This is a genomic window from Bradyrhizobium sp. 2TAF36 (assembly GCF_052114925.1).
Lineage (GTDB): Bacteria > Pseudomonadota > Alphaproteobacteria > Rhizobiales > Xanthobacteraceae > Bradyrhizobium > Bradyrhizobium barranii.
This window is the reverse complement of record NZ_JBFRFR010000012.1, coordinates 154,270-179,198: the sequence shown is the minus strand read 5'-3', so window position 1 is coordinate 179,198 and position 24,929 is coordinate 154,270. Positions and strand designations below refer to the sequence as shown.

The 24,929-nt window shown below is 64.9% G+C and carries 23 protein-coding genes; 19 read left to right on the top strand and 4 right to left on the bottom strand.

The features are described 5' to 3' along the window. The first annotated feature begins 2 nt into the window (after positions 1–2). The 3 genes from AB4Z51_RS09585 to AB4Z51_RS09575 all read left to right on the top strand — a co-directional run bounded on the left by AB4Z51_RS09585 (position 3) and on the right by AB4Z51_RS09575 (position 3,415). Complete coding sequence (locus AB4Z51_RS09585; protein ID WP_135213754.1) at positions 3–461, top strand: GNAT family N-acetyltransferase; 459 nt, start codon at positions 3–5, stop codon at positions 459–461. A 412-nt stretch (positions 462–873) separates the two neighbouring features. After that, positions 874–2,598, top strand: coding sequence for a dihydroxy-acid dehydratase (gene ilvD / locus AB4Z51_RS09580; protein ID WP_071913594.1), 1,725 nt, complete (start codon positions 874–876; stop codon positions 2,596–2,598). After that, the gene (locus tag AB4Z51_RS09575) at positions 2,585–3,415 is read left to right on the top strand and encodes a tetratricopeptide repeat protein (RefSeq protein WP_071913596.1); all 831 of its coding nucleotides are present in this window, start codon (positions 2,585–2,587) and stop codon (positions 3,413–3,415) included. Before ilvD ends, AB4Z51_RS09575 begins: the two co-directional genes overlap by 14 nt. 105 nt (positions 3,416–3,520) lie before the next feature. Here AB4Z51_RS09575 and xth read toward each other — a convergent pair whose 3' ends face one another. Next, positions 3,521–4,318, bottom strand: coding sequence for an exodeoxyribonuclease III (gene xth / locus AB4Z51_RS09570; protein WP_441497324.1), 798 nt, complete (start codon positions 4,316–4,318; stop codon positions 3,521–3,523). 133 nt (positions 4,319–4,451) lie between these two features. On the opposite strand from xth, the gene AB4Z51_RS09565 reads away from it, so the two are divergent. Next, positions 4,452–6,782, top strand: coding sequence for a hybrid sensor histidine kinase/response regulator (locus AB4Z51_RS09565; RefSeq protein WP_135213752.1), 2,331 nt, complete (start codon positions 4,452–4,454; stop codon positions 6,780–6,782). 68 nt (positions 6,783–6,850) lie between these two features. On the opposite strand, the gene AB4Z51_RS09560 is transcribed toward AB4Z51_RS09565, so the two are convergent. After that, entirely contained in the window at positions 6,851–7,753 is a 903-nt protein-coding gene (locus AB4Z51_RS09560) for a hypothetical protein (RefSeq protein ID WP_135213751.1), read from the bottom strand. A 245-nt stretch (positions 7,754–7,998) separates the two neighbouring features. Next, a complete protein-coding gene (gene erpA, locus AB4Z51_RS09555; RefSeq protein WP_014495044.1) occupies positions 7,999–8,328 on the bottom strand; it encodes an iron-sulfur cluster insertion protein ErpA in 330 nt (109 codons plus the stop codon). 123 nt (positions 8,329–8,451) lie between these two features. On the opposite strand from erpA, the gene AB4Z51_RS09550 reads away from it, so the two are divergent. From AB4Z51_RS09550 to surE, 12 genes are all read left to right on the top strand, one after another. Beyond that, positions 8,452–9,660 (top strand): deoxyguanosinetriphosphate triphosphohydrolase, encoded by a 1,209-nt coding sequence (locus AB4Z51_RS09550; RefSeq protein ID WP_441497323.1) that lies wholly within the window; start codon positions 8,452–8,454, stop codon positions 9,658–9,660. A gap of 9 nt (positions 9,661–9,669) precedes the next feature. Then, complete coding sequence (gene argS, locus AB4Z51_RS09545) at positions 9,670–11,460, top strand: arginine--tRNA ligase (RefSeq protein ID WP_135213749.1); 1,791 nt, start codon at positions 9,670–9,672, stop codon at positions 11,458–11,460. Positions 11,461–11,601: 141 nt separating this feature from the next. Beyond that, positions 11,602–13,203: an SPOR domain-containing protein gene (locus AB4Z51_RS09540; protein WP_441497331.1), complete on the top strand. Its 1,602-nt coding sequence runs from the start codon at positions 11,602–11,604 to the stop codon at positions 13,201–13,203. Positions 13,204–13,249: 46 nt separating this feature from the next. Continuing rightward, positions 13,250–14,278, top strand: coding sequence for a beta-N-acetylhexosaminidase (nagZ, locus tag AB4Z51_RS09535; protein WP_135213748.1), 1,029 nt, complete (start codon positions 13,250–13,252; stop codon positions 14,276–14,278). Beyond that, positions 14,275–15,114 carry a segregation and condensation protein A gene (locus AB4Z51_RS09530; protein ID WP_063983110.1) on the top strand — a complete coding sequence of 280 codons (840 nt, stop codon included), beginning with the start codon at positions 14,275–14,277 and terminating at the stop codon, positions 15,112–15,114. The genes nagZ and AB4Z51_RS09530 overlap by 4 nt, the downstream gene beginning before the upstream one ends. Before the next feature lie 21 nt (positions 15,115–15,135). Further along, positions 15,136–15,885, top strand: a complete 750-nt coding sequence (scpB, locus tag AB4Z51_RS09525) for an SMC-Scp complex subunit ScpB (protein ID WP_441497322.1) — start codon at positions 15,136–15,138, stop codon at positions 15,883–15,885. Positions 15,886–16,052: 167 nt separating this feature from the next. Continuing rightward, on the top strand, positions 16,053–16,289 hold the full coding sequence (locus AB4Z51_RS09520; protein ID WP_028156107.1) for a twin-arginine translocase TatA/TatE family subunit: 237 nt from the start codon (positions 16,053–16,055) through the stop codon (positions 16,287–16,289). An 86-nt stretch (positions 16,290–16,375) separates the two neighbouring features. Then, positions 16,376–16,921, top strand: a complete 546-nt coding sequence (gene tatB, locus AB4Z51_RS09515; RefSeq protein ID WP_135213747.1) for a Sec-independent protein translocase protein TatB — start codon at positions 16,376–16,378, stop codon at positions 16,919–16,921. Beyond that, positions 16,918–17,730 carry a twin-arginine translocase subunit TatC gene (gene tatC / locus AB4Z51_RS09510; RefSeq protein WP_063983113.1) on the top strand — a complete coding sequence of 271 codons (813 nt, stop codon included), beginning with the start codon at positions 16,918–16,920 and terminating at the stop codon, positions 17,728–17,730. Before tatB ends, tatC begins: the two co-directional genes overlap by 4 nt. Before the next feature lie 193 nt (positions 17,731–17,923). Continuing rightward, positions 17,924–19,255 (top strand): serine--tRNA ligase, encoded by a 1,332-nt coding sequence (gene serS / locus AB4Z51_RS09505; protein ID WP_135213746.1) that lies wholly within the window; start codon positions 17,924–17,926, stop codon positions 19,253–19,255. A gap of 197 nt (positions 19,256–19,452) precedes the next feature. Next, entirely contained in the window at positions 19,453–19,815 is a 363-nt protein-coding gene (locus tag AB4Z51_RS09500) for a hypothetical protein (protein WP_135213745.1), read from the top strand. Positions 19,816–19,919: 104 nt separating this feature from the next. Next, positions 19,920–20,687 carry a 5'/3'-nucleotidase SurE gene (gene surE, locus AB4Z51_RS09495; RefSeq protein ID WP_063983116.1) on the top strand — a complete coding sequence of 256 codons (768 nt, stop codon included), beginning with the start codon at positions 19,920–19,922 and terminating at the stop codon, positions 20,685–20,687. A 3-nt stretch (positions 20,688–20,690) separates the two neighbouring features. On the opposite strand, the gene AB4Z51_RS09490 is transcribed toward surE, so the two are convergent. After that, complete coding sequence (locus tag AB4Z51_RS09490; RefSeq protein WP_028152469.1) at positions 20,691–21,062, bottom strand: response regulator; 372 nt, start codon at positions 21,060–21,062, stop codon at positions 20,691–20,693. Positions 21,063–21,299: 237 nt separating this feature from the next. On the opposite strand from AB4Z51_RS09490, the gene AB4Z51_RS09485 reads away from it, so the two are divergent. The 3 genes from AB4Z51_RS09485 (at position 21,300) to AB4Z51_RS09475 (ending at position 24,823) form a co-directional block, all read left to right on the top strand. Further along, a complete protein-coding gene (locus AB4Z51_RS09485) occupies positions 21,300–21,950 on the top strand; it encodes a protein-L-isoaspartate(D-aspartate) O-methyltransferase (protein ID WP_441497321.1) in 651 nt (216 codons plus the stop codon). Positions 21,951–22,061: 111 nt separating this feature from the next. Then, positions 22,062–23,444 (top strand): LysM peptidoglycan-binding domain-containing M23 family metallopeptidase, encoded by a 1,383-nt coding sequence (locus AB4Z51_RS09480; protein WP_135213743.1) that lies wholly within the window; start codon positions 22,062–22,064, stop codon positions 23,442–23,444. Between the two features lie 383 nt (positions 23,445–23,827). Next, positions 23,828–24,823: a formylglycine-generating enzyme family protein gene (locus AB4Z51_RS09475; protein WP_135213742.1), complete on the top strand. Its 996-nt coding sequence runs from the start codon at positions 23,828–23,830 to the stop codon at positions 24,821–24,823. Positions 24,824–24,929: the final 106 nt, after the last annotated feature.

Here is a 24,929-nt window from a genome sequence, read left to right as displayed (position 1 = left end):
AGGTGGAGATCAGACGAGACGATCCGACGGCGCCCTATGTCGCCGACTTGTTGGCACATCATCTCGAGGAGCTGCGCAGCGTCATGGCCGAGCGCGCCTTCGCTCTCGATGCCACCGGCCTTTCGGCTGCCACCGTGACCTTCTGGACGGCTTGGCAGGACGATGTCCTGCTCGGGTTCGGTGCGCTGAAGGAGCTGGATCATACGCATGGCGAGGTGAAGTCGATGCGTGCCGCGCCGGCTGCGCGGGGCACCGGGGTAGGGCGCGCACTGCTGAGCCATATCATCGCTGAAGCCCGCAGGCGGCGTTACGTGCACCTCAGCCTGGAGACCGGCACGGCGGCCCTGCACGCGCCCGCCATCTCGCTCTATCGCAGCGCCGGTTTCGTCTCCTGCGCGCCGTTCGCCGACTATGAGGCAAGCCCGCACAACCAGTTCATGCGGCTCGACCTGACGGTTTGAGCTGGGCGCTTCGCGCTCATCACTCCCGCCTCAGGATGACGGGGTTGGTACTGCGGGCCGCCGCGACTCAGGTGAGGCACGCTCCGTTCCCGAGACCCGCGCTGGGGAGCGCCGGAGCGGCTTTGAAATCTCAGGTTGTGAATTGTCATAATCACGAGGGTATCGCAGTAAGCCAACCCGTGTCTTCCCGGTAACGATTGTGCTGTCCCTGCAACACTCATCTTGGATTAAACCCTTATCTCCGTCCGTTCGCATCAGCGCCGCTTTTTAGCCACACCCGAACATGAATAAAATCGCTCTAAAGTTTGAAGGGCATCGGCGGTCTTCGAAGGACGGGAAATCCCAAGGTCGATTCAAATCTTGGCTCTGATTTTTCGGGTCTGAAAGGGTTGGCCGGGGAAACTGGTTTGCGATGGACGCAAAGACCGACATCAAGCAGAGGCTGCCGAGCCGTCACGTGACGGAAGGCCCGACGCGCGCGCCGCACCGGTCCTATTTCTACGCCATGGGTCTGACCACCGAGCAGATCCACCAGCCCTTCGTCGGCGTCGCCTCCTGCTGGAACGAGGCCGCCCCCTGCAACATCTCCCTGATGCGCCAGGCCCAGGCGGTGAAAAAGGGCGTTGCATCCGCCGGCGGCACCCCCCGCGAATTCTGCACCATCACCGTCACCGACGGCATCGCCATGGGCCATGACGGCATGCGCTCGTCGCTGCCGTCGCGCGAGTGCATCGCCGATTCCGTCGAACTGACCGTGCGCGGCCACGCCTATGATGCGCTCGTGGGCCTTGCCGGCTGTGACAAGTCGCTGCCGGGCATGATGATGGCGATGGTCCGTCTCAACGTGCCCTCGATCTTCATCTACGGCGGTTCGATCCTGCCCGGCAATTTCCGCGGCCAGCAGGTCACCGTCCAGGACATGTTCGAGGCCGTCGGCAAGCACTCGGTCGGCGCCATGTCGGACGAGGACCTCGACGAGATCGAGCGCGTGGCGTGCCCCTCGGCGGGTGCCTGCGGCGCGCAGTTCACTGCCAACACCATGGCGACCGTCTCCGAGGCGATCGGCCTGGCACTGCCGTACTCGGCCGGCGCCCCGGCGCCGTATGAGATCCGCGACGCTTTCTGCACGACCGCGGGCGAAAAGGTCATGGACCTGATCGCCTCCAACCTCCGGCCGCGCGACATCGTCACGCGGAAGGCGCTGGAGAACGCCGCCGCCGTGGTCGCGGCGTCCGGCGGCTCGACCAATGCTGCACTGCACCTGCCGGCGATCGCGCATGAGTGCGGCATTAAGTTCGACCTGTTCGACGTCGCCGAAATCTTCAAAAAGACACCATATGTCGCGGATTTGAAGCCGGGTGGCCGTTATGTCGCCAAAGACATGTTTGAAGTAGGTGGCATACCGCTTCTGATGAAGACGCTGCTCGACAACGGATTTCTCCACGGCGACTGCATTACGGTCACCGGTCGAACGATCGCCGAAAACCTCAAAAGCGTTAAATGGAATCCGCACCAGGATGTGGTGCACCCGGCAGACAAGCCGATCACCGTCACCGGTGGTGTGGTTGGTCTGAAGGGCAATCTGGCGCCAGAAGGTGCGATCGTGAAAGTCGCGGGAATGTCTAACCTGAGGTTCACCGGTCCGGCGCGATGCTTCGACCGGGAGGAGGACGCCTTTGAGGCTGTCCAGAACCGCACCTACAGGGAAGGCGAGGTCATCGTGATCCGCTACGAGGGCCCCAAGGGCGGTCCCGGCATGCGGGAAATGCTCCAGACCACCGCGGCGCTGACGGGCCAAGGCATGGGCGGCAAGATCGCGCTCATCACCGACGGCCGCTTCTCCGGCGCCACCCGCGGCTTCTGCATCGGCCATGTTGGGCCGGAAGCCGCCATCGGCGGCCCGATCGGGCTGCTCGAGGATGGCGACATCATCGAGATCGACGCGGTCGCAGGTACCCTTAACGTAAAATTGAGCGACCAAGAGCTCGCCCAGCGCAAGACCAAATGGAGCGCTCGCGCGACTAACCACACGTCGGGTGCGCTCTGGAAGTATGCTCAGCAGGTTGGACCAGCGGTCGGTGGGGCAGTGACCCATCCGGGCGGCGCGCACGAGAAACAGTGCTATGCGGACATCTAGGCGTGCCATAGTTGCGTTTGTGTTGGGGGTCGGTGCGCTGGCCGCGCCGGCGCTCGCCTTTGACGGCTCGGCCAGCAAGGATGCGGCCCTCCCGGTCGTGACCACCTTGCCGGGCGCCGCGGGTGCCGTGCGCAGCAAGGTGGCGGCACCGGCGACCACGCCCCAGGAAACCTCGCTCAGCGCCCTGCAATATGCCGCCGAAGGCGGTCATCCCGGCGCTCAGTTCAAGCTCGGCCGCATGTATGCCGATGGCGACGGCGTCGCCCAGGACGATGTGCGCGCCTTCGAATATTTCAGCCGCATCGCCAATGCGCATGCCGAGGACAGCCCGTCGGCGCCGCAGGCGCAGGTCGTGGCCAACGCCTTCGTCGCGCTCGGCCGCTACTATCTGAGCGGTATCCCGAACTCGAAGATCAAGTCGGATCCGGACCGGGCGCGGGAGATGTTCTCCTATGCGGCCTCCTATTTCGGCAATGCGGATGCGCAGTACGATCTCGCCCGGCTGTATCTGAAGACCCCGGACGCCTCGCGCGAGGATTTCCGCTATGGCGCGCGCTGGCTCGGCCTTGCCGCCCAGAAGGGCCAGCACGAGGCGCAGGCGCTGCTCGGCCAGATGCTGTTCAATGGCGACCGCCTGCCGCGGCAGGCCGCGCGTGGCCTTATGTGGCTGACGCTGGCGCGTGACAGCGCCGGTATCGAGGAAACCTGGATCAAGGAAAGCTACAACCGCGCTTTCGCCAAGGCCTCGGACGACGACCGCGCCATGTGCCTGCAAATGCTGGAACAGTGGGTGCAGGGCGTTCAGGGCCGCCGGTAGTAGGTACCCCCGCCGGGTAGGTTAGCCCGCGGCTGCGCAAAGCGCAGTCCGCTGGCTGCGCGAAGCGCAGTCCGCCGGCGCCATCCAGCACCTCCAGGCATCTGCTCAAGCCGCCTCCAGATCCAGATCCGCCCATACCGGCACGTGGTCCGACGGCTTCTCCCAAGCCCGCACATAGCTGTCGATGCCGACATTGGCGAGCCGGTCGCTGGCCTGCGGCGACAGCAGCAGATGGTCGATCCTCAAGCCATGGTTCTTCTGCCAGGCGCCGGCCTGGTAGTCCCAGAAGGTGTAGAGCCCGGGCTCGTCGGTGACCGCGCGCAGCGCGTCGGTGAGGCCGAGGCCCAGCAGGGACTGAAAGCTCTCCCGCGTCTCGGCCTTGAACAGGGCGTCCTCGGTCCAGGCGGCGGGATTATGGACGTCGCGGGCTTGCGGGATGACGTTGAAGTCGCCTGCGAGGATCAGCGGCTCCTCGGCCTTGAGGCGCTCCCTCGAATACTCAAGAAGCCGCGACATCCATTTGAGCTTGTAAGGATATTTCTCGGTCCCGACCGGATTGCCATTGGGCAGATAGAGGCAGGCGATGCGCAGCACGCCGTGCTTGAGCGTGACCACGCCCTCGAGGAAACGGGCATGAGCATCCTCGTCGTCGCCGGCGAGGCCCGACTTGGTCTCGTCGAATCGGAGCTTCGAGAGCAAAGCGACGCCGTTGAAGGTCTTCTGACCGTGGGTGACCACGTTGTAGCCCAGCGCCTCGATCTCCAGCCGCGGGAAGGCCTCGTCGACGCATTTGATCTCCTGGAGGCAGACGATGTCCGGCTGGCATTCCTTCAGCCAGGTCAGCAGCAGGTCGATCCGCTGCCGGACCGAGTTCACGTTCCAGGTAGCAATTCTGATGGGCATTGGTGGGGCTCCGGGCAGGGGCCATGGTTAGAACAAACTGCAAACGCGCCCGTCAAGGACGCCGCAAAATCTCCCACAAAATTAACCCGGCTTAAGCCGGGCTCGGGCCATTGATACCGAAAAGGTTTTTCGAATGGGATGGCCGGACAAATCCATGAAGCAAGCTGAGCCGCGCGACGGCCTGATCGGCGCGTTCCTGTACTGGCTCGGCGGCTTCGAGATCGAGGACGGCCTGACCGCCGATCTCAGCGAGCGCGAGCTGCGCCGCATCCGCGCCAAGCAGATCGACGCGGTGATGCGCGCGATCCCGGTGACCATGGCCGTCACCATGCTCAACGTCGCCATTGTGCTGATCCTGTTCTGGGGCAGGGGCTGGAACGATTTCCTCGCGATCTGGGGCATGACCCTCGCCGTCACCGCCTCACTTGCCGTGCGCGCGTGGCGGCGGTCGCATCAAAGCCCGCCGCAGGAAGCGTCACCGCGCGCCGCGCGGCAAATGCTGCGGCAGGCGTTCTTCCTCGCGGCGATCTGGGGCACGCTGCCGCTCGCGCTGTTCAGCCGGGTCGAGCCGACCAGTCAGCTCATCCTGGCCTGCCTGATGGTCGGCATGATGTCCGGCGGCGCCTTCACGCTGTCGACCTTCCCGCGCGCGGGCCTCGTCTATCTTGCGACCGTGACGATGGCCTGCGCCGGCGCGCTGTTCTTGTGCGGCACCGGCCCGTATCTGCTGACCGCGGTGTTCCTGCTGCTGTTCGCGTTCTTCATGGCGCGCAACATCGTCTCGCAGGGCAATCTGTTCCTCGGCAATCTCAAGGCCCGGCTCGAGCTCGAACGTCAGACCGAGATCATCTCGCTGCTGCTGAAGGACTTTCAGGAGAACGCCAGCGACTGGTTGTGGCAGACCGACGCCGAAGGGCATCTCGTCGACGTGCCCCAACGCTTCGCCGAAGTGGCGCAGCTTCCGCTTCCGCTGCTGAAGGGCTCGCATTTCGTCGACGTGCTCGACATGCTCTGTCCCGACGACAAGAGCGCAGCCTACAACGTCGTCGGCCTGATGGAGCAGAGCGAGCCGCTGCACGAGATGAACCTCAAGGTCGTCGCCGGCGGCGAGGCGCGGCTGTGGTCGCTCACCGCGAAGCCGGCCTACGACCGCGACGGCCAGTTCCTCGGCTATCGCGGCTTCGGCCGCGACGTCACCGAGCGCTGGCGTGCGGAAAAGGCGGAGGCCGAGAGCCGCGCGAAGTCCGACTTCCTCGCGGTGATGAGCCACGAGATCCGCACGCCCATGAACGGCGTGCTCGGGCTTGCCAGCATGCTGCTGGAAACCAGGCTCGATCCGGAGCAGCACGAGGCCGTCACTTCGATCCGCGAGTCCGGCGACAATCTCCAGCGCATCCTCAACGATATCCTCGATCTGTCCAAGCTCGAGGCCGGACGCTTCGCGTTCGAGGCGATCGACTTTGCGCCGCAGGCGCTGGTCGAGACGGTTGCGACCGTCGTGCGCGCAGGCGCCAAGAGCAAGGGGCTCGCCGTCAAGGTCGAGCTCGACCCGAACCTGCCGCCGACGCTGCGCGGTGATGTCGCGCGGATCCGGCAGGTGCTGCTCAACCTCGCCTCCAACGCGGTAAAGTTCACCGACGAAGGCGAGGTGACGATCAAGGCCACCTGCCAGGCGCGCCGCGATCTGCTTGCGACCGTCGAATGGACCGTGACCGACAGTGGCATCGGCATCGCGCCTGAGAAACTCGGGGAGCTGTTCTCCGACTTCGCGCAGGCCGACGCCTCGATCAGTCGCCGCTTCGGCGGCACCGGGCTTGGGCTTGCAATCTCCCGGCGCATCATCGAGCAGATGGGCGGCACCATCGGCGTCACCTCGACGCCGGGYGAGGGCTCGACCTTCCGCTTCACGCTGGTGCTGCCCTGGAGCCAGGCTCAGGCCTCCGACCAGGCCGCGGGCAGCGATGAAGCCGACGAGCTCAAGGCGCGGATCGCGGGGCTCGACCGGCCGCTGAAGGTGCTGGTGGCCGAGGACGACGCCGTCAACCGCATGGTCGTGACCAAGATGTTGGGGGCGTTCGAGGTCGAGCTGCGCGTCGTCACCGACGGCGTCCAGGCGGTCGAGGCTGCATCGGAGAGCGATTACGATGTCGTGCTGATGGACGTGCGCATGCCGGACATGGACGGCCTTGCCGCGACGCGGGCGATCCGCGCGCAAGGCGGGCGCTTCGAAGCCTTGCCGATCGTCGCGCTGACCGCCAACGCCTTCCCCGAGGACGTCAAGATCTGCCGCGAGGCCGGCATGTCGGATTTTTTGGCAAAGCCGTTGCGTAAGCCCGCACTCGCCGCCGCCTTGCTGCGCGCGCTCGACGGCCACATGATGTCGGAGGACGCGTCGCTTCAGCCGGAGCTGACGCCGCTTGATGTCGCGTGGACGGACGAGGAAAGGCAGATGACCGGCATCTAGCCGGTCAGATCGAGAAGCTGGTCCCGCTGAGCTACTGGCGCGTGCGCCGGCAATGTAACGCGGCGCCGCTACAGTTTTCCATAGACGCGCCCGGCGACCGCCTTCAGGCGTTCGACCGAGGCGGACTCGGGATGCGGCTTGACCGGCGCGAACAGGATCGAAGCCTGCCTGCCGTTCTTCCAGACATAGATGTTGACGGCGTTGCCGTTGCCCTTGGTGCAGGAATGCTCGCCGAACGCTTCACTGCCGAGCTCGGGTATCGCCAAATGTTTGCACGGGCCCGCGCGCTTCATCACGCTGATGACGGTGTCGCGCGACATCGCGATCACCGCGACGGTCATGGTGTTGGCCTCGCGATCGAACATCATGCAGCTGCCGGCGCCGGTCCGCTGGACCGTCAGCGTGCTCTTGTCGAGAAAGCCGTCGGCATCCGCGGCCGTGAGCCACTCGCAATTGCCAAACCGCTCGCTGCTCTTGCTCACGTTGGCGATGGCAACGCGCGCGGCTTCGGTGATCGGCCCGAGCAGCGCGTCGTCGGCACGCCGGCCGATCGGATAGACGCTGATCTGCAGAATGTAATCGCCGGACAGGGCGACGACCGAGGCCTCCTGGCGCTCCGCGCCGGCGGTGCTCGTTCCGCCCTGGCCTTCGTCGCCGATCCCCGCGACTGCGTTCAGCGGCATGCGCTCACCAAGCGTCTTGACGAAGGTCGCGTACAATTCCCTGGCGCGGTCCTTGTCGGGATTGCGGAACACGGTCAACATCATCGTGTCGCCGCGCCCGCCCTGGTAGATGCAGCCGCGGCCGTCCTGATTTGAAATCAGTGACCATTTGAGCGCCGGCATCGCACGGGCGAGCTCCTGGGCGCTGATGAACGGGCAGGTTTCGGCCGCGCGCGCGGGAAGCACCGGGACGGCTGCGATTGCAAGGAATAGAGCGAGGCAAGAGAACAGACGATCAATAATGCGCATTGGATAATTTAATACCGCTATTGGCGCCGCTGACGAGATTTAAGCTTTCTAGAATGATTGGACAGGGGCCGCTTCGGCGTCAGACTGTATCGGACGGACCCGCCGAGCCCCCTTGGGGACCTCGCGATGATCACAAATTACCCCTGATTTGCCCGACGCGTCAAACGATTTTCGTAAAGTCCGAAATGCATCGTGCCGGCTCCCGGCTACTTTGCATGGGGTTGTTTTTCAGATTTTAAGTCGGGCTAGATCGAGAAGCTGGTCCCGCACCCGCAGGACGCCGTCGCATTGGGATTGTTGACGCGGAACGAGGCGCCGATCAGATCGTCGACGAAATCGACCTGCGAGCCCGCCAGGAACGGCTGGGAGGCGGAATCGACCAGCACGACGGCATTCTCCTGCTCGATCACAAGATCGTCGTCGGTGCGGTCGCGGTCGATGTCGAATTTGTACTGGAAGCCCGAGCAGCCGCCGCCCTCGACGGAGATGCGCAGCATCGCGCCAGAACCTTCGCCCTTGAGGATCTCCCCAATCCGGCGTGCGGCGCGGTCACTGATGGTCACGTCAGTCGTCATAGCTCGTCTCCGATAGTCCCGCGGTCATACCAACTTCACTTGCCCAATTCATTTGGTATCCCGCGTCCGGCATAGTTAAGTGCAAGCATACGCAGAATCAAATGGATAGGGACTAAATTCGTCGTGTCCGTCGGAATGGCAGCCCCCCGTGCGCCCTATGCCTGCGACCCCGACCGCAGCCGCGGCCGGCTGGTCGTGGAGCCGCCGAGCCGGACCCGCAGCCCGTTCCGGCGGGATTGCGACCGGGTGATCCACTCCACCGCGTTCCGCCGCCTGAAGTACAAGACCCAGGTCTTCGTGTTCCACGAGGGCGACCACTACCGCACCCGGCTGACCCATTCGCTGGAGGTGGCGCAGATCGCTCGCGCCCTGGCCCGGCAGCTCGGGTTGGACGAGGACCTCACGGAAACGTTGGCGCTGGCTCATGATCTCGGCCATCCGCCGTTCGGCCACGCCGGCGAGCGGGCGCTGGATGCCTGCCTGAAAGATTTCGGCGGCTTCGACCACAACGCCCAGACCTTGCGGGTCGTCGCGTCGCTCGAGCATCGCTATCCGGAGTTCGACGGTCTCAACCTGACCTGGGAGTCGCTGGAGGGCATCGTCAAGCACAACGGCCCGCTGACGGATCGCAGCGGCGCGCCGGTCGGGCCCTATCGCGAGCATGGCATTCCGGTCGGCATCGCCGACTACATCAAGACCTACGATCTCGAATTGTGGAGCTTCGCCTCGCTGGAGGCGCAGGTCGCCGCGATCGCCGACGACATCGCCTATGACGCCCATGACATCGATGACGGTCTGCGCGCCGGCCTGTTCCATCTCGATGATCTCAAGGTGATGCCGCTGACCGCGGAGATCATCGCCGAGACCTCAGCGCATTATCCCGATCTCGAAGACGTCCGGCGCGGCGCCGAGCTGGTGCGCGAGCTGATCTCACACCTGATCGGTGCGGTGTATTCGGAGGCGCAGAAGAACCTCGCCGTCGTAAAACCGCAATCAGCCCAGGACGTGCGCCGGCAGAGCCGGGCGCTGGTCACGTTCCYGGCGGCGGTTGCCGAGGAGGAGGCCGCCATCAAGCGCTTCCTCTATCAGCACATGTACCGCCACAAGCGGGTGATGCGGGTGATGGGGGAGGCGGAACAGATTCTGTTCGACCTGTTCGCAAAATACCTGACATCCCCCGGTGAGCTGCCACCGGAATGGCTGCTGGGGGCGGAGGCGGACAATGAGGGCGACCGGGCCCGCCGGATCGGCAATTTCATTGCCGGAATGACCGACCGTTTCGCCCTGACCGAGCACCAGCGGCTCTTTGACTCGACCCCGGATTTGCGTTAGGCGGCGGCCATGCCCGACACATCCTCAGCACTGCACCTGTTCGCCGACGTGCTCGCACGCGTGCACGCCGCCTGCCGCGCGCTCGCAGCGGACGCCAACTGGCCCGAGGGTATCGATTTCTCGCGCGTGGTGGTCGAGCCGCCGCGCGACGCCTCCCATGGCGACATGGCGACCAACGCCGCCATGGTGCTTGCGAAAGAGGCAAAGGCAAAGCCCCGCGACCTCGCCGAGCAGATCGCCGAGCGGCTCCGTGCCGACGTGCTGATTGCCAAGGTCGATGTCGCCGGTCCCGGCTTCATCAATCTGACGCTGAAGCCGGCCGCCTGGGCCGAGGCGTTGCGGACGGTGCTGCGCGAGGGGGCCGACTACGGCCGCGTCCGCGGTGGCTCCAAGGTCAATGTCGAATACGTCTCGGCGAACCCGACCGGACCGATGCATGTTGGCCATTGCCGCGGCGCCGTGTTCGGCGACGCGCTGGCAAGCCTGCTCCAGTTCGGTGGCCACGACGTCACCCGCGAATACTACATCAACGATGCCGGTGCGCAGGTCGACGTGCTCGCGCGTTCCGCCTTCCTGCGGTACCGCGAGGCACTTGGCGAAAGCATCGGCGCGATCCCGGAAGGGCTGTATCCCGGCGACTATCTGAAGCCGGTGGGCGCGGCGCTGGCGAAGGAGCACGGCGACAAGCTCCTTGCGATGAGCGAGGCCGAGTGGCTGCCGACGGTACGCGCCAAGGCGATCGCGATGATGATGGACGAGATCAAGGACGATCTCGCAGCCCTCAACATCCGCCACGACGTGTTTTTCTCCGAGCGCTCGCTGATCGAGACCGGCAACAACAAGGTTGCCGAGACCATCGATTTCCTGAAGGCCAAGGGCGACATCTATGAAGGCCGCCTGCCGCCGCCGAAGGGCGCGCCGGTCGAGGATTGGGAAGACCGCGAGCAGCTCCTGTTCAAGGCGACCGCTTACGGCGACGATGTCGATCGTCCGCTGATCAAGTCGGACAATTCCTACACCTACTTCGCCTCGGATATCGCCTACCACAAGAACAAGTTCGATCGCGGCTTCGCCGAGATGATCGACGTCTGGGGCGCCGACCATGGCGGCTACATCAAGCGGATGCAGGCGGCGGTGAAGGCGACGACATCCGGCAAGGGCGCGCTCGACGTCAAGATCGTCCAGCTCGTGAAGTTGCTGCGCAACGGCGAGCCGGTGAAAATGTCGAAGCGGAGCGGGGACTTCGTCACCTTGCGCGAAGTGGTGGATGAGGTCGGCCAGGACGCCGTCCGCTTCATGATGCTCTACCGCAAGAACGATGCGGTGCTCGACTTCGACCTCGCCAAGGTCATGGAGCAGTCGCGCGACAACCCGGTATTCTACGTCCAGTACGGCCACGCCCGCGGCCACTCGATCTTCCGCAACGCCCGGGCCGAGGTGTTCCCGGAACTGCCTGAGGATACCGGCAAGCGGATCGCGTGGCTCGGCGAGTCGGCGGTGGAACGGCTGTCGGACCCGGTCGAGCTCGAGCTGCTCAAGCGCCTCGCAATTTTTCCGCGCATGCTGGAGGCCGCCGCCGCGGCCCATGAGCCGCACCGAATTGCCTTCTATCTCTATGACTTAGCGAGCGAATTTCACGCACTTTGGACGAAGGGGCGCGATTTGCCCTATTTACGCTTCATTATCAATAATGATGCAGATCTTACAAAGGCGCGACTGGCCATGGTCCAGGGCGTCGTCTCTGTCCTGGCATCGGGCCTCGCCATCCTCGGCGTCCATGCTCCGGACGAGATGCGGTAGTTTGGGGCGAACTACTTAAGGGGAATTTTGGGGGTAACCGGCAGAAGCCGGACCGCTTAGACTTGGTTGAATGCCTTGTGGGTCGAAAGCCGCGCCTTGGTCGAGGGGCGCGCGGCTTTCCCGAAGGGACGCATCATCACGATGGCCGAACGATATCAGGACAGAACGTTTCCTTCCGATGGCTATGGTCGCGGTGGCGATCAGCATGGGAAGGCGGACAACGATCCCTTGGCCGAACTCGCCCGCCTGATCGGACAGACCGATCCATTCGCAGCGCAGGGACGGCCGAGCGCGCAGCCGCCGGCACCGCCAACGCAGAGCTATCAGGACCACGACTATCCGCAGGACGACTATCGGCAGGATTATGCCGAGCAGGCGCCGCCGGCTCAGCCCGGGCCGCCCTCATGGATGCGGCGCGCCAACGTGCAGCCGCAGCCCGCGCCCGAGCAGCCCGACTATCCCGTTTCTGTGAACCCGGTTCATCCATTGCACCGCTATTCAGCTCAGCCGACCGCGCCCGAGCCTGATTTCCATCAGCCGCAGGCCTATCAGGACCACGCTTACCAGGATCAGGCCCATCAAGCGCAGGCCTATCAGGATCAGGCCCATCAGGGCCGCGCTCACCAGCAGCATGATCAGGCTTACCAGGAGCAAGCCTATCAGGAGCCGCATCAGCCACCTGATCCGGCACGCTACGACGATGCGCTTTATGGACGGCTGGAGGGCGGCGAGCAGGATTATCAGCGCGATCCCGCCTATCCGGACGATCCTTACGCGTTCCAGAGCGACTATCCCGAGGCCGATCTCGACGAGCCGAAGAAGCCGCGCGGCGGCATGATGACGGTCGCAGCGATCCTCGCGCTTGCCGTGGTCGGCACTGGCGCGGCCTTCGCCTACAAGACCTATGTCGGTTCGCCTCGCAGCGGCGAGCCGCCGATCATCAAGGCGGACAACACGCCGACCAAGATCGTGCCGGCGCCGACCGACTCCTCGGCCAAGGTGCCGGATCGCATGGCGAGCGGCGATGGCTCCGAGAAGATCGTGCCGCGTGAAGAGGCGCCTGTCGACGTCGCTGCCAAGGCGGGCGGTCCGCGCGTGGTGTTCCCGCCACTGAACCAGAACGCGAACCCGCCAACGGTCGCGAGCGTGTCGCCGTCCACGATCCCGCCGCCAAGCGCGGGTCCAATCCCGAGCAACGGCACGCTGCCGGCCAACACGCCGCGCTCGATCAGGACTGTGGCCGTGAGGGCCGATCAGACCGATAGCACCGCGCCGCAATCCGCGGCCGCCAAGCCGGCGGCAGCCGCGCCGAAGCCCGTTGCCGGGCCCGCCGCACCGCCTGCGCCGCGCAATCCGCCGACTTCGGCCAATGCCAGTGCCAACCAGCCGCTCTCGCTTGCGCCGCAATCGACGCCGGTTGCGGAGGTGCCGCAGCGGATGGCTGCGACCAACCCGACGCAAATCACGCCCGCCAGCAATGGTGGTGGCGGCTACGTCGTGCAGGTCTCCTCGCAGCAGAGCGAGGACAGCGCGGCCGCGTCCTACCGGGTGCTTCAGAGCAAATATGGCAGCGTGCTTGGATCGCGCTCGCCGGTGATCAAGCGGGTCGATCTGACCGACAAGGGCAAGGGGGTCGTCTATCGCGCTTTCGCCGGACCCTATGGTTCGGCCGAGGAAGCGACGCAGGCTTGCAACAGCCTGAAGTCCGCTGGCCTGTCAGCCTGCTTCGTCCAGAGGAATTAACGGCCGTTTCCTTGACCCCCTCGCGGGGCAGGGTTAATCGGCCGTTATGAGCACGCGGGCCTTCATTACCGGTGTATCCGGAACGGAACTAACCGCCGCCGAGCGGGAGTTTATCCGTGCCGAACGCCCATGGGGCTTCATCCTCTTCAAGCGCAATGTCGAGGCGCCGGCTCAAGTTGCTGCGCTGGTTGAGGAATTGCGGGCGGCTGCGGGCGCGGCTGACGCGCCTGTCCTGATCGACCAGGAGGGGGGCCGGGTGCAGCGGCTGGGCCCGCCGCACTGGCCGGTCTATCCGCCGGGCGCGATTTTCTCGACCTTGTACGACGCTGATTCGGTACTCGGATTGACGGCTGCGCGCCTCAGCGCCCGGCTGATTGCGTCGGATCTCACCGATCTTGGCATTACCGTGGATTGCTTGCCGCTGGCTGACGTGCCGGTGCCGGGTGCCGACGCCGTCATTGGGAACAGGGCTTACGGCACTGAGCCGGGCAAGGTTGCCGCGATCGCGCGCGCGGTCACCGAGGGCCTGGAGCAGGGCGGCGTGCTGCCGGTTCTGAAGCACATTCCCGGACATGGACGCGCCACCGCCGACACCCATTTCAAACTGCCGACGGTCGATGCTCCGAGGGATGAGCTCGACCGGACCGACTTTGCGGCATTCAAGCCGCTGGCCGACCTGCCGATGGCCATGACTGCACATGTTGTGTTTAGCGCGGTCGACCCCGCCCATCCGGCGACGACTTCTGCGACAATGATCACTCAGGTGATTCGCGGCGTGATCGGGTTCCAGGGTTTGTTAATGAGTGATGACGTGTCGATGAACGCGCTGTCGGGGGATATCGCCGAACGGACCCGCGCCATCTTCGCGGCCGGCTGCGACATGGCCCTGCATTGCAACGGCAACATCGAGGAGATGCGCGAGGTCGCCGGCCAGACACCTGAGCTGTCCGGCACGGCGCTGGCGCGCGCGAAGGCCGCACTTGCGTCGCGCAAGGCACCGCAGCCGTTCGACCGGGTGGCCGCACGCGCCGAACTGGACGCATTGATCGCACGGGCAAACACGGCATCCGCATGACCGCAGAAATCCTATCGTTTGAAACCGGGCGGCCTGCAGAGCTCGCCGAGGGTGAGCCGGCGTTGGTTGTGGACGTAGAGGGCTATGAGGGCCCGCTCGACCTGTTGCTCGCGCTGGCGCGGCAGCAGAAGGTCGATCTCGCCAAGATCTCGATCCTGGCGCTGGCCGACCAGTACCTCCACTTCATCGAAGCCGCGCGAAAGATCCGGCTGGAGCTTGCCGCCGATTATCTCGTGATGGCGGCTTGGCTTGCCTTCCTGAAGTCGCGCCTGCTGCTGCCGGAGCCGCCCAGTGCGGAAGGCCCGAGCGCAGAAGAGATGGCGACCGCGCTCGCCAACCGCCTGCGCCGGCTGGAAGCCATTCGCGAAGCCGCCAACCGGCTGATGAACAGGCAGCAATTGCTGCGCGACATCTTCCCGCGCGGCGAGCCAGAGCAGATCGCGGAGATCAAGCACCCGAAATACACCGCGACGCTGTACGACCTGCTCACCGCCTATGCCGCGCAGCGCCAGTCGCGCGTGCTGGCGAGCGTGCATCTGGCCAAGCGCACGGTGTGGTCGCTCGCTGAGGCACGCGCCACGCTGGAGCGGCTTGTCGGCAGCATCAGCGAACAGGACGACTGGGGCGTTCTCGACGACTTTCTGCTCCGGCACGTTGCCGATCCGACGCAGCGCGCGACGGTGCTCGCCTCGAGCTTTGCGGCTGCGCTCGAACTGGTGCGTGAAGGTCAGCTCGAGTTGAACCAGAAAGAGGCGTTCGCGCCCATCTATTTCCGGAAGGGGCGCCCGAAACCGGTCGTGGACGCAGCTCCTGCGCCTGATGCGCCGGTCGGTTAAGTGCAAGAAGGAGAAGCTACCATGGCAAGCCTGGCTGAAGTGCGGGTAGAAGAGGCCGAGCCGATGGAGAACGAGTCCCAGGCACGTCCTGAAGAGCTGCGGCTGCTGGAAGCGCTGCTGTTTGCTTCGAATGAACCGCTGGACACCGCGACGCTGGCCAAGCGCATGCCTGATGGGGTCGATGTCAAGGCTGCGCTCGAACAGCTCCAGGCCGACTATGCCTTGCGCGGCGTCAATCTCGTGCGCGTCRCCAACAAATGGACCTTCCGTACCGCCGGCGATCTCGCCTGGCTGATGACGCGGGAGAGCACCGAGACCCGCCGCCTGTCGCGCGCCGCGATCGAGGTGCTGGCGATCATCGCCTATCACCAGCCGGTGACGCGCGCCGAGATCGAAGAGATCCGCGGCGTCGTCACCTCGAAGGGCACGCTCGACGTGCTGCTGGAGACCGGCTGGATCAAGCCGCGCGGTCGTCGCAAGACGCCCGGCCGCCCCTTGACCTTCGGAACCACCGAGGACTTCCTGTCGCAGTTCACCCTGGAACAGCTTGGCGATCTGCCGGGCCTGGAGGAGCTGAAGGGCACGGGCCTGCTGGATTCGCGCCTGCCGACCGGATTCAGCGTGCCGACCCCGTCGGATGACCCGCAGCTGCGCGAGGACGAGGATCCGCTGGAACCGGGCGAGGACCTGGATCTGGCGCTGGCGCCTGCGGTCGAGCCCGAGACGCCGGAAGGCGGCAATGAGGGCGGCGAGGGTGGCAGCGAGGACTGACGTCCCGGCCGCTTAGAGGCTCCCTGCGACCAGTTAACACTGGCAAGATTACGTAGCGCCAACAGCGAATTGGCGCTGCCTTGGTCCTTGTTTTTGAGGCCTRCCAAGCCTAGGTTTCCGGGAAGATCGGCCGGGTCCCCGGCCAAGTGTGTTTGGAGGGTTGCAGGATGGGTTCGCTTAGCATTTGGCACTGGATCCTGGTGATCGCAGTCGTCCTGCTGCTGTTCGGCCGCGGCAAGATTTCGGATCTGATGGGCGACGTGGCCCAGGGCATCAAGGCCTTCAAGAAGGGCATGCAGGACGACGACAAGGTCGCCGACAAGCCCGAGCCGGCCAAGTCGATCGAGCACGCCGCCGCGCCGCCGACCGCGGCCCGGTCCGACGTCGGCAGCAAGGCCGTCTGAGTAAGCGTACGCGAGACGCGGGTGACGGCGCCGATCCTAAGCGCGAAGGATTGGGCCGGTCGCGGCTGGCGTGAACGGAAGGCCTCATGTTCGACATCGGGTGGAGTGAACTGGTCCTGATCGGGGTCGTGGCTCTGGTCGCCATCGGCCCGAAAGAGCTGCCGGGCGTGCTGCGCATGGTCGGGCAGTGGATGGGCAAGGCCCGCAAGATGGCTGCCGAATTCCAGGGCCAGTTCCAGGAAGCGATGCGCGAGGCCGAAATGGCCGACCTCAAGAAGAGCTTTGACGAGGTCAAGGAAGCCGCTTCCGGCTTTGCCGGCAACAATCTGATGACCTCGCTCCAGAAGGATGTCAGCGACGCGCTCCGCGTCGATGCGCTGGACAAGCCGGCCGAGACCACCACGACCACCGCCGTCGAAGCGCCGGCGACTTCAAGCGAAGCGCTGGCGATTTCAACCGAAACGCCGGCGACACCGACCACGCCGGAAGCGCCGACGCCCGAGACCTTCGTGGAAGCCGAGGCGCATGCGGCCGTGAACGAGCCGCTCGCGATCACCCGCGAGGTCGAGCAGGCCCAGGTCATTCAAGACACTGCGACACCTGAGGCGATCAAGGACGTCAAAGCGTCATGAGCGACGCCGATATCGAGGCCAGCAAAGCCCCTCTGATGGACCACCTGATCGAGCTGCGATCGCGGCTGATCAAGGCGCTGCTCGGCTTCGGCGTGGCCTTCATCTTCTGCTTCTTCTTCGCCAAGCAGATCTACAACGTGCTGGTCTGGCCGTTCGTGTGGGTCGCGGGTCCCGAGAATTCGAAGTTCATCTACACGGCGCTGCTGGAATATTTCATCACCCAGCTCAAGCTCGCGTTGTTCGGCGCCGGCTTCATTTCGTTCCCGATCGTCGCGACGCAGATCTACAAGTTCGTCGCGCCCGGACTCTACAAGCACGAGAAGCAGGCCTTCCTGCCGTATCTGGTCGCCACCCCGTTCTTCTTCGTGCTGGGCGCGGCGCTGGTCTATTTCGTGGTGCTGCCGATGCTGGTTCGCTTCTCGCTCGGCATGCAGCAGGCCGGCAGCGACGAGACCGCGCAGATCCAGCTCCTGCCCAAGGTTGGCGAATACCTGTCGCTGATGATGTCGCTGATCTTCGCCTTCGGCATCGCCTTCCAGCTTCCGGTGATCCTGACGCTGCTCGGGCGTATTGGGATCGTGACCTCGAAGATGCTGCGCGAGAAGCGCCGCTATTTCATCGTCATCGCCTTCGTCATCGCGGCCGTTCTGACGCCGCCCGACGTGCTGAGCCAGTGCTCGCTGGCGATCCCCCTGCTCCTGCTCTACGAGGGCTCGATCATCGCGGTCGGGATGGTGGAGAAGAAGGCGGCGGCGTCGAAGGCCGCCACCGGCACTGATGTGTCGACGCCGGCTAATCCGGCGGAGTAGGGCGCCACGTCCACCGGTGTCATTCCCCGCGAAGGCGGGGAATCCAGTACGCCGCAGCCTCTCGGGGAATCACGGGCGCCTCTGGAATACTGGATCGCCCGCTTTCGCGGGCGATGACAGCTGTGCTAGGGGGAACGCGCTGACGTACAACGTTCGCCGTTGTAGGTTTATGCGCTGATCCAGGACCACCGCCATGCACGACATCAAATCGATCCGCGACAATCCGCAAGCCTTCGACGCCGGCCTCGCCAGGCGTGGCCTGAAGCCGTTGTCGGCGTCGCTGCTCGCGATCGACGAGAAGCGGCGGGCGGCGATCCTGGCCTCGGAGCAGGCGCAGGCGCGGCGCAATGCGGCCTCCAAGGAGATCGGCGACGCCAAGAAGGCGAAGGATGACGCGCGTGCCGCCAAGCTCATGGCGGAGGTCGCCGAGCTCAAGACCACGATGCCGCAGCTCGAAGCCGTTGCGAAAGCCGCCGACGAAGAGCTTGCCACGGCGCTGTCGGCGATCCCCAATCTGCCGCTCAGCGAGGTGCCCGACGGCGTCGACGAGCACGGCAATGTGCAGCGCCATGTCTTCGGCAACCGGCGCAACTACGCGTTTGCGCCCAAGCCCCATGATGATCTCGGCGGCGCGCTCGGTGACATGGATTTCGAGACGGCGGCCAAGCTCTCCGGCGCGCGCTTCGTCGTGCTGAAGAAGGGGCTGGCGCGGCTCGAACGCGCGCTCGGCCAGTTCATGCTGAATCTGCACATCGACGAGCACGGCTATACCGAGATCAATCCGCCGCTGCTGGTCCGCAACGAGATCATGTTCGGCACGGGACAATTGCCGAAATTCGAGGATGACCAGTTCTGGGCGATCAAGGGCGAATTGCTCGCCGCACCCGATCTGGAGCGGCTGCGGACGGAGCGTCTCGGCATCATTCCGACAGCGGAGGTGGCGCTTACCAACCTCGTTCGCGAATCCATCCTCGATGAGAAGCAGCTGCCGATGCGCTTGACTGCGCTGACGCCGTGCTTTCGCGCGGAGGCGGGCGCCGCAGGACGTGATACCCGAGGCATGATCCGCCAGCACCAGTTCACCAAGGTCGAGCTGGTGTCGATCACGACGCCGGAGACCAGCAAGGACGAGCATGAGCGGATGCTGGCATGTGCCGAGGAAGTGCTGCGCCGGCTCGATCTGCATTACCGTGTGATGACGCTTTGCACCGGAGACATGGGCTTTTCGTCGCAAAAAACCTATGACATCGAGGTCTGGATGCCCGGGCAGGGCGAGGGCGGCGCGTTCCGCGAGATCTCGAGCTGCTCGGTCTGCGGTGACTTCCAGGCCCGTCGCATGGACGCCCGCTCGCGCGGTCCGGACGGCAAGCCACGATTCGTGCACACGCTGAACGGCTCCGGCACCGCGCTCGGCCGCGCGCTGATCGCCGTGATGGAGACTTATCAACAGGAGGACGGCTCGATCGCCGTCCCCGACGTGCTCCAGCCCTATATGGGCGGGCTGAAGGTGGTCGCGCGCGAGTAGGGCGTTTTCGAGCGAAGTGGATACCGGTTCGCGTCGAGAATGCGCGTCAAACAAGATAAAAATCTGAAGTCCCGTTCCGATTCTATCGGAACGCGAACCCGGTGCGTGTTGCCCGGCTGTCACGCAGAAACGTTTGGTTGCGAAGATCGGGCGGCTGGTTATTCTGCCGGCCATCCGACAATGCGAACTCACTGTTCATGGCCTTGCACAGCGACATCTTCTGGGTCGGCAGACAATGGGCGGTGACAGGTGCCGGTATCCAGGCTGTCGATCAGCGTCTGCGTGGTGTGCTCGACATCGCGATCGCGCGGCTCTGGGATGACGATCTCGTGTGCAGCCGGCGGGCCAAGCCCGGCGTGAATGCTGCGGATTTCGACAAGGCGCTGACCGTGGCGCGCGAACGCTTTCCGCAGACGCGGGAGCCGGAGCCGATCCTCGCGCAATTGGAGGCGCTCGGGGTGATCGAGGCTCCGGTTGTGAGCCTGGTGGTGCCGGCGATGAAGCTGCGCGCGGAAGGCAGGCTCGCACGCTTCCTGCCGCAATGGCGCATCCGCAGGTAGCAGGACCAGGCTGGGAACCCGCCGCCGGACCCAGTCGGCCGGTTTGCCTGATCGGCCCCGGCCGGATAAGACGGCTCAGACCCGCTTCAGGAACGATTTTTAATATGCGCATTCTCTGCACCAATGACGACGGCATTCACGCCCCCGGCCTCAAGGTCGTGGAGGAGATCGCACGCGCATTGTCCGACGACGTCTGGGTCGTGGCGCCCGAGCTCGACCAGTCCGGCGTGTCGCATTCGCTCTCGCTGAACGATCCGCTGCGCCTGCGCGAGGTCGGACCAAAGCACTTCGCCGTGCGCGGCACGCCGACCGACTGCGTCATCATGGGCGCGCGCCATATCCTCGGCACCAAGCCACCGGACCTCGTACTGTCCGGCGTCAACAAGGGCCGCAACGTCGCCGAGGACGTGGTCTATTCCGGCACCATCGCCGGCGCGCTGGAGGGCACCATCCTGGGGCTGCCGTCTTTCGCCCTGTCGCAGGAGTTCAGCGTCGAGACGCGCGAGCGCCCGCTTTGGGACACCGCGCTCAAATTCGGACCCGACATCCTGCGCAAGGTGATCGCCGCCGGCATCCCGAAGGACACCGTCATCAACGTCAATTTCCCGGCATGTACACCGGAAGAGGTGCTCGGCATCCGCGTCACGCGCCAGGGCAAGCGCAATCTCGGCTTCCTCAGGATCGACGAGCGCAGGGACGGCCGCAACAATCCCTATTTCTGGATCGGCTTCGAGCGTGCCGCGATGATGGATACGCCTGCCGAAGGCACCGATCTGGCGGCGCTGCGCGAGCGCTATGTCTCCGTCACGCCGCTCCGGCTCGACCGCACCAATGAGGCGTTTTCCGAAGCGCTGAGCGCGACGCTGAAGTAATCGCTAGCCGCCGCGAAGGGCGGCTTCGATGGTCTTGCCGAGCGCGTCGAGCTGGAACGGCTTCTGCAGAGCCGGCCGGTCGCGGTACTGCTCGGGCAGGCCGGAGGAGCCGTAGCCGGTGGCGAAGATGAACGGGCAGCCCTTCGCCCTGATGACATCGGCGACCGGAGAGATGACCTTGCCGTTGACGTTGACGTCGAGGATGGCGATGTCGAACTCGGTCGCCTGGGCGAGCCGCAGGGCCTCGGTGATATCGCCGGCCTCGGCAGCCACCTTGTAGCCGAGCTCTTCGAGCATATCCGCGACCATCATCCTGATCATCACCTCGTCCTCGACGAGGAATACAGAGCGGCCCGAAGGTCCGGTCGCGGTCATAGTCGTTGAGTCCTTGCCCATTTGCGGAAAACGTTCGCAGATAACGCGAATCGACGCAATGCGCGTTTCGGCGAGCGGACACCTGAAAATGGTCTTTGCAGCCAACCCGTTGCAAGCCGATTTATGGTCCAATACCGCGCCCGAACGGCTATCATGGGTTCCTGGGTAGGAACAGGATTCCTGCCCCGGGTCTTAACGAGACACGTGGCCCCGGACCCGACGAGACGATAAGCAGCGATGACCTCCGATCAGCACCCGCCGGAAAAGATGATGTTTCAGCTCTCGCTGAGGCGGCGGGGCATCAGCGATCAGGCGGTGCTACGAACCATGGAGGAGGTGCCGCGCGATCTGTTCGTCGAGGAGACCGATCGCGACGCCGCCTATCGTGACAGCGCGCTGCCGATCGCCTGCGGGCAGACCATCAGCCAGCCCTTCGTCGTCGCCTACATGACCGAGCAGCTGCAGCTCCAGAAGAAGCACCGCGTGCTCGAGATCGGCGCCGRCTCGGGCTATCAGGCCGCCGTGCTGTCGCGTCTCGCAGGCCAGGTGCTGACCGTCGAGCGCTACCGCAAGCTCGCGGAGGCGGCACGCGCCCGGCTCGAAAAGCTAAACTGTCACAATGTCGAGGTGATGCTCGGCGACGGCCTCAACCTGCCGGCCAATATCGGCCCGTTCGACCGCATCATCGTCACCGCCGCGATGGAGCAGCTTCCGGAGAACCTGGTCGAGCGGCTGGAGGTCGGCGGCATCCTGATCGCACCCATCGGCCCGCACCATGGTGTGCAGACGCTGGTCCGCTTCAGCCGGACCGAAGCCGGGATCGAGCGCAAGGAACTCGTCGAGGTCCGCTTCGTGCCGGCGCTGCCCGGGGTGGCGCGGGAGCTGTAGATTTCCGGATCGGTGCTGTGCCGCCAACATCTTATTGGGAGGGTTAAGCCGTTATTTACTCGCGACGTGTTTACTTAAAAGACCAGTTCTGTTGCGTACGAGTGAGTAACCATGTCTGTAGTCGCCGAGTTGCTTTACTCGCGCCGCGTGCCGCAGGTTGCGGTCTTGGCGCTGATCTCGTTCAGCTTCGCAGGGTGCAGCGCCGACATGCAGTCGCGGCTGTCCCAGTCGAATTTCTCCAATCCTTTCGCGTCTGAGCAGACCGGCTCGGTGCAGCAGGCACCGCCGCCGCAGCGTGAGCTGCCGCAATATTCGCGGCCGCAGACGCAGCCCGGTTATTATCAGTCGCAGCCCTTGCCGCCGCCGGCGGTCTCCGCGCCGCAATCCTATCCGGTTGCGGCGGGTGGCGGCGTGTCCGGAGGCGGTCGCGGCGTCAGCTCCTACGCGCCCCCGGCGCAGCCGCATCTGGAGACCACGGCCACCGTGCCGCCGCGCTCGGTCGCGGCCGCCCAGCCGGCCGGCGGGACCAAAATCATCGTCGGTACCAGCGACACTCTCGACGTGCTCGCCAAGCGCTATCGCGTCACGCCGCAGGCGATCCTCGCCGCCAACGGCTACAAGGGCCCGCGCGCGCTCTCGCCCGGCCAGCAATTGATCATCCCGCATCCGGCCACAGCGGCTGCGCCCGCACCGGCGATGGCTCCTGTCGCGGCGGCTCCCGCGATGGCGCCTGCTGCGAAGCCGGTTGCAGCTGTCGCCGCGCCGCCGAGCACGCACTTCGTCAACCACGGCGACACGCTCGCCAGCATCGCCCGCAAGAACCATATCTCGCCTGTCGAACTCGCCCGCGCCAACGGTCTTGCTCCGTCGGCCAAGCTCAAGCTCGGCACCAGGCTGACCGTGCCGGGTGCCAAGACCGCCGCCGTCGCGGCGCCGGTTGCTGCGGCTCCTGTCGCGGGCACGCTGCAGCCCGTTGCAGTTGCTCCCGCGCCCGCCACCAAGATGGCCGCTGTCGCCGCACCCGTGCAAAGCGCGCGTCTGGCCCAGGCCACGGCCAATGTCGAAGAGAAGGCCGCGGAGGCTCCGGCGAAAGCTGCGGAGACCACGAGCGCGCTGCCGACCTTCCGCTGGCCGGTGCGCGGCAAGGTGGTCACGAGCTACGGCGCCAAGACCAATGGCAAGTCCAATGACGGCATCAATCTCGCGGTGCCCGAGGGTACGCCGGTCAAGGCGGCAGAAGACGGCGTCGTCGCCTATTCAGGCAACGAGCTCAAAGGTTACGGCAATCTGGTCCTGGTTCGGCACTCCAACGGCTACGTCACCGCATATGCCCATGCGAGTGAGCTGATGGTGAAGCGCGGCGATACCATCAAGCGCGGTCAGGTCATTGCCAAGTCGGGTCAATCCGGGGAGGTGGCGTCGCCGCAGCTCCACTTCGAGATCCGTAAGGGATCGAGCCCGGTTGACCCGCTTCAATTCCTGAACGGGGCGTGAGGCGCGGGCCCGCAGAGTAGGGCACGCAATCACCACGAGTATGCTGTCATCGCCCGCCTTGTGCACATTGCGCACTGGTGCGGGCGGTCCAGTATTCCAGAGGCGGCGGTCGCCAAGCCGAGAAGCTGCCTCGAACCGTGGCGTACTGAGGCTTTTGTGGCCGGACAATCAATTTTCGAAAAACAACCCCATGCAAAGTAGCCGACGGCTGCCGGTGAAATGTCCTAATGTCCTGAAGCTGCTTCAGTTTCGATGGCGCAGCGGACTTGGCAGCCGGACCGTCAACGTTGTGACCAGGACCCTTTGATTTAGATCAACCTGGAAGTCTGTCGTTCCGTTTCCGTAGCAGCGCAGGCCAATGACGCACGGGTCCGGAGTTCGGCATGAAGCTGGCTGATACGAAATCGTCGCCTGATTCCGGACAATCGTACCAGCATCCAACAGGTGAGGGGATGCTGTTCGTGCCGGGTGGCACGTTTCGCATGGGTTCGGATCGGCACTATCCGGAAGAAGCGCCGGTCCACCGTGTCACCGTGGATGCGTTCTGGATGGATTGCCATCCAGTGACCAACCGGCAATTCAAGGCGTTCGCCAAGGCTACCGGCCACGTCACCGTTGCCGAGATCGCGCCCGATCCAAAGGACTATCCGGGAATACTCCCGCACATGGTCTATGCGGGCTCGCTGATGTTCTCTCCGCCCGCGCATCCGGTCAGTCTCCGGGACTTCAGCCAGTGGTGGACCTTCGCCAAAGGCGCGAACTGGCGGCATCCCTACGGGCCGGGCAGCGACATCCGTGGGCTGGACGATCATCCCGTCGTGCATGTGGCCTTCAGCGATGCGATCGCCTACGCAAAATGGGCCGGCAAGGATTTGCCAACCGAAGCGGAATGGGAGTTCGCGGCGCGCGGCGGACTGGACGGCGCCGAGTTCGCATGGGGAGATGAATTTGCGCCCGGGGGCCGTCACATGGCCAACACCTGGCAGGGCGAATTTCCACGCCAGAACACCAGGGACGACGGATACGAACGGACATCGCCGGTCACCGCATTTCCGCCGAACGGTTACGGGCTGCACGATCTGATCGGCAACGTCTGGGAATGGACGTCCGACTGGTACTCGCCTCGGCATGAGGCCGACGCTGCAAAAGCCTGCTGCATTCCAGAGAACCCGCGCGGCGGCCGCGAGGCCGACAGCTACGACCCCAGAACGACCAACGTCAAGATTCCACGCAAGGTCATCAAAGGCGGCTCGCATTTGTGCGCGCCGAACTACTGCCGACGCTACCGGCCGGCTGCGCGGCATGCGGAGCCGATCGACACATCCACGAGTCACCTTGGATTTCGGTGCATCAGGCGAGGTGTCTCTATCGCATCATAATGGGAGAGCGAGGCCATGTTGAATTGCATATTCAATGACAAGCCACCCTTTGCCGCAATTCCACCGTTCAAGACGTCCAGTTGCCACAAGAGGTCCTGCGCCTCGC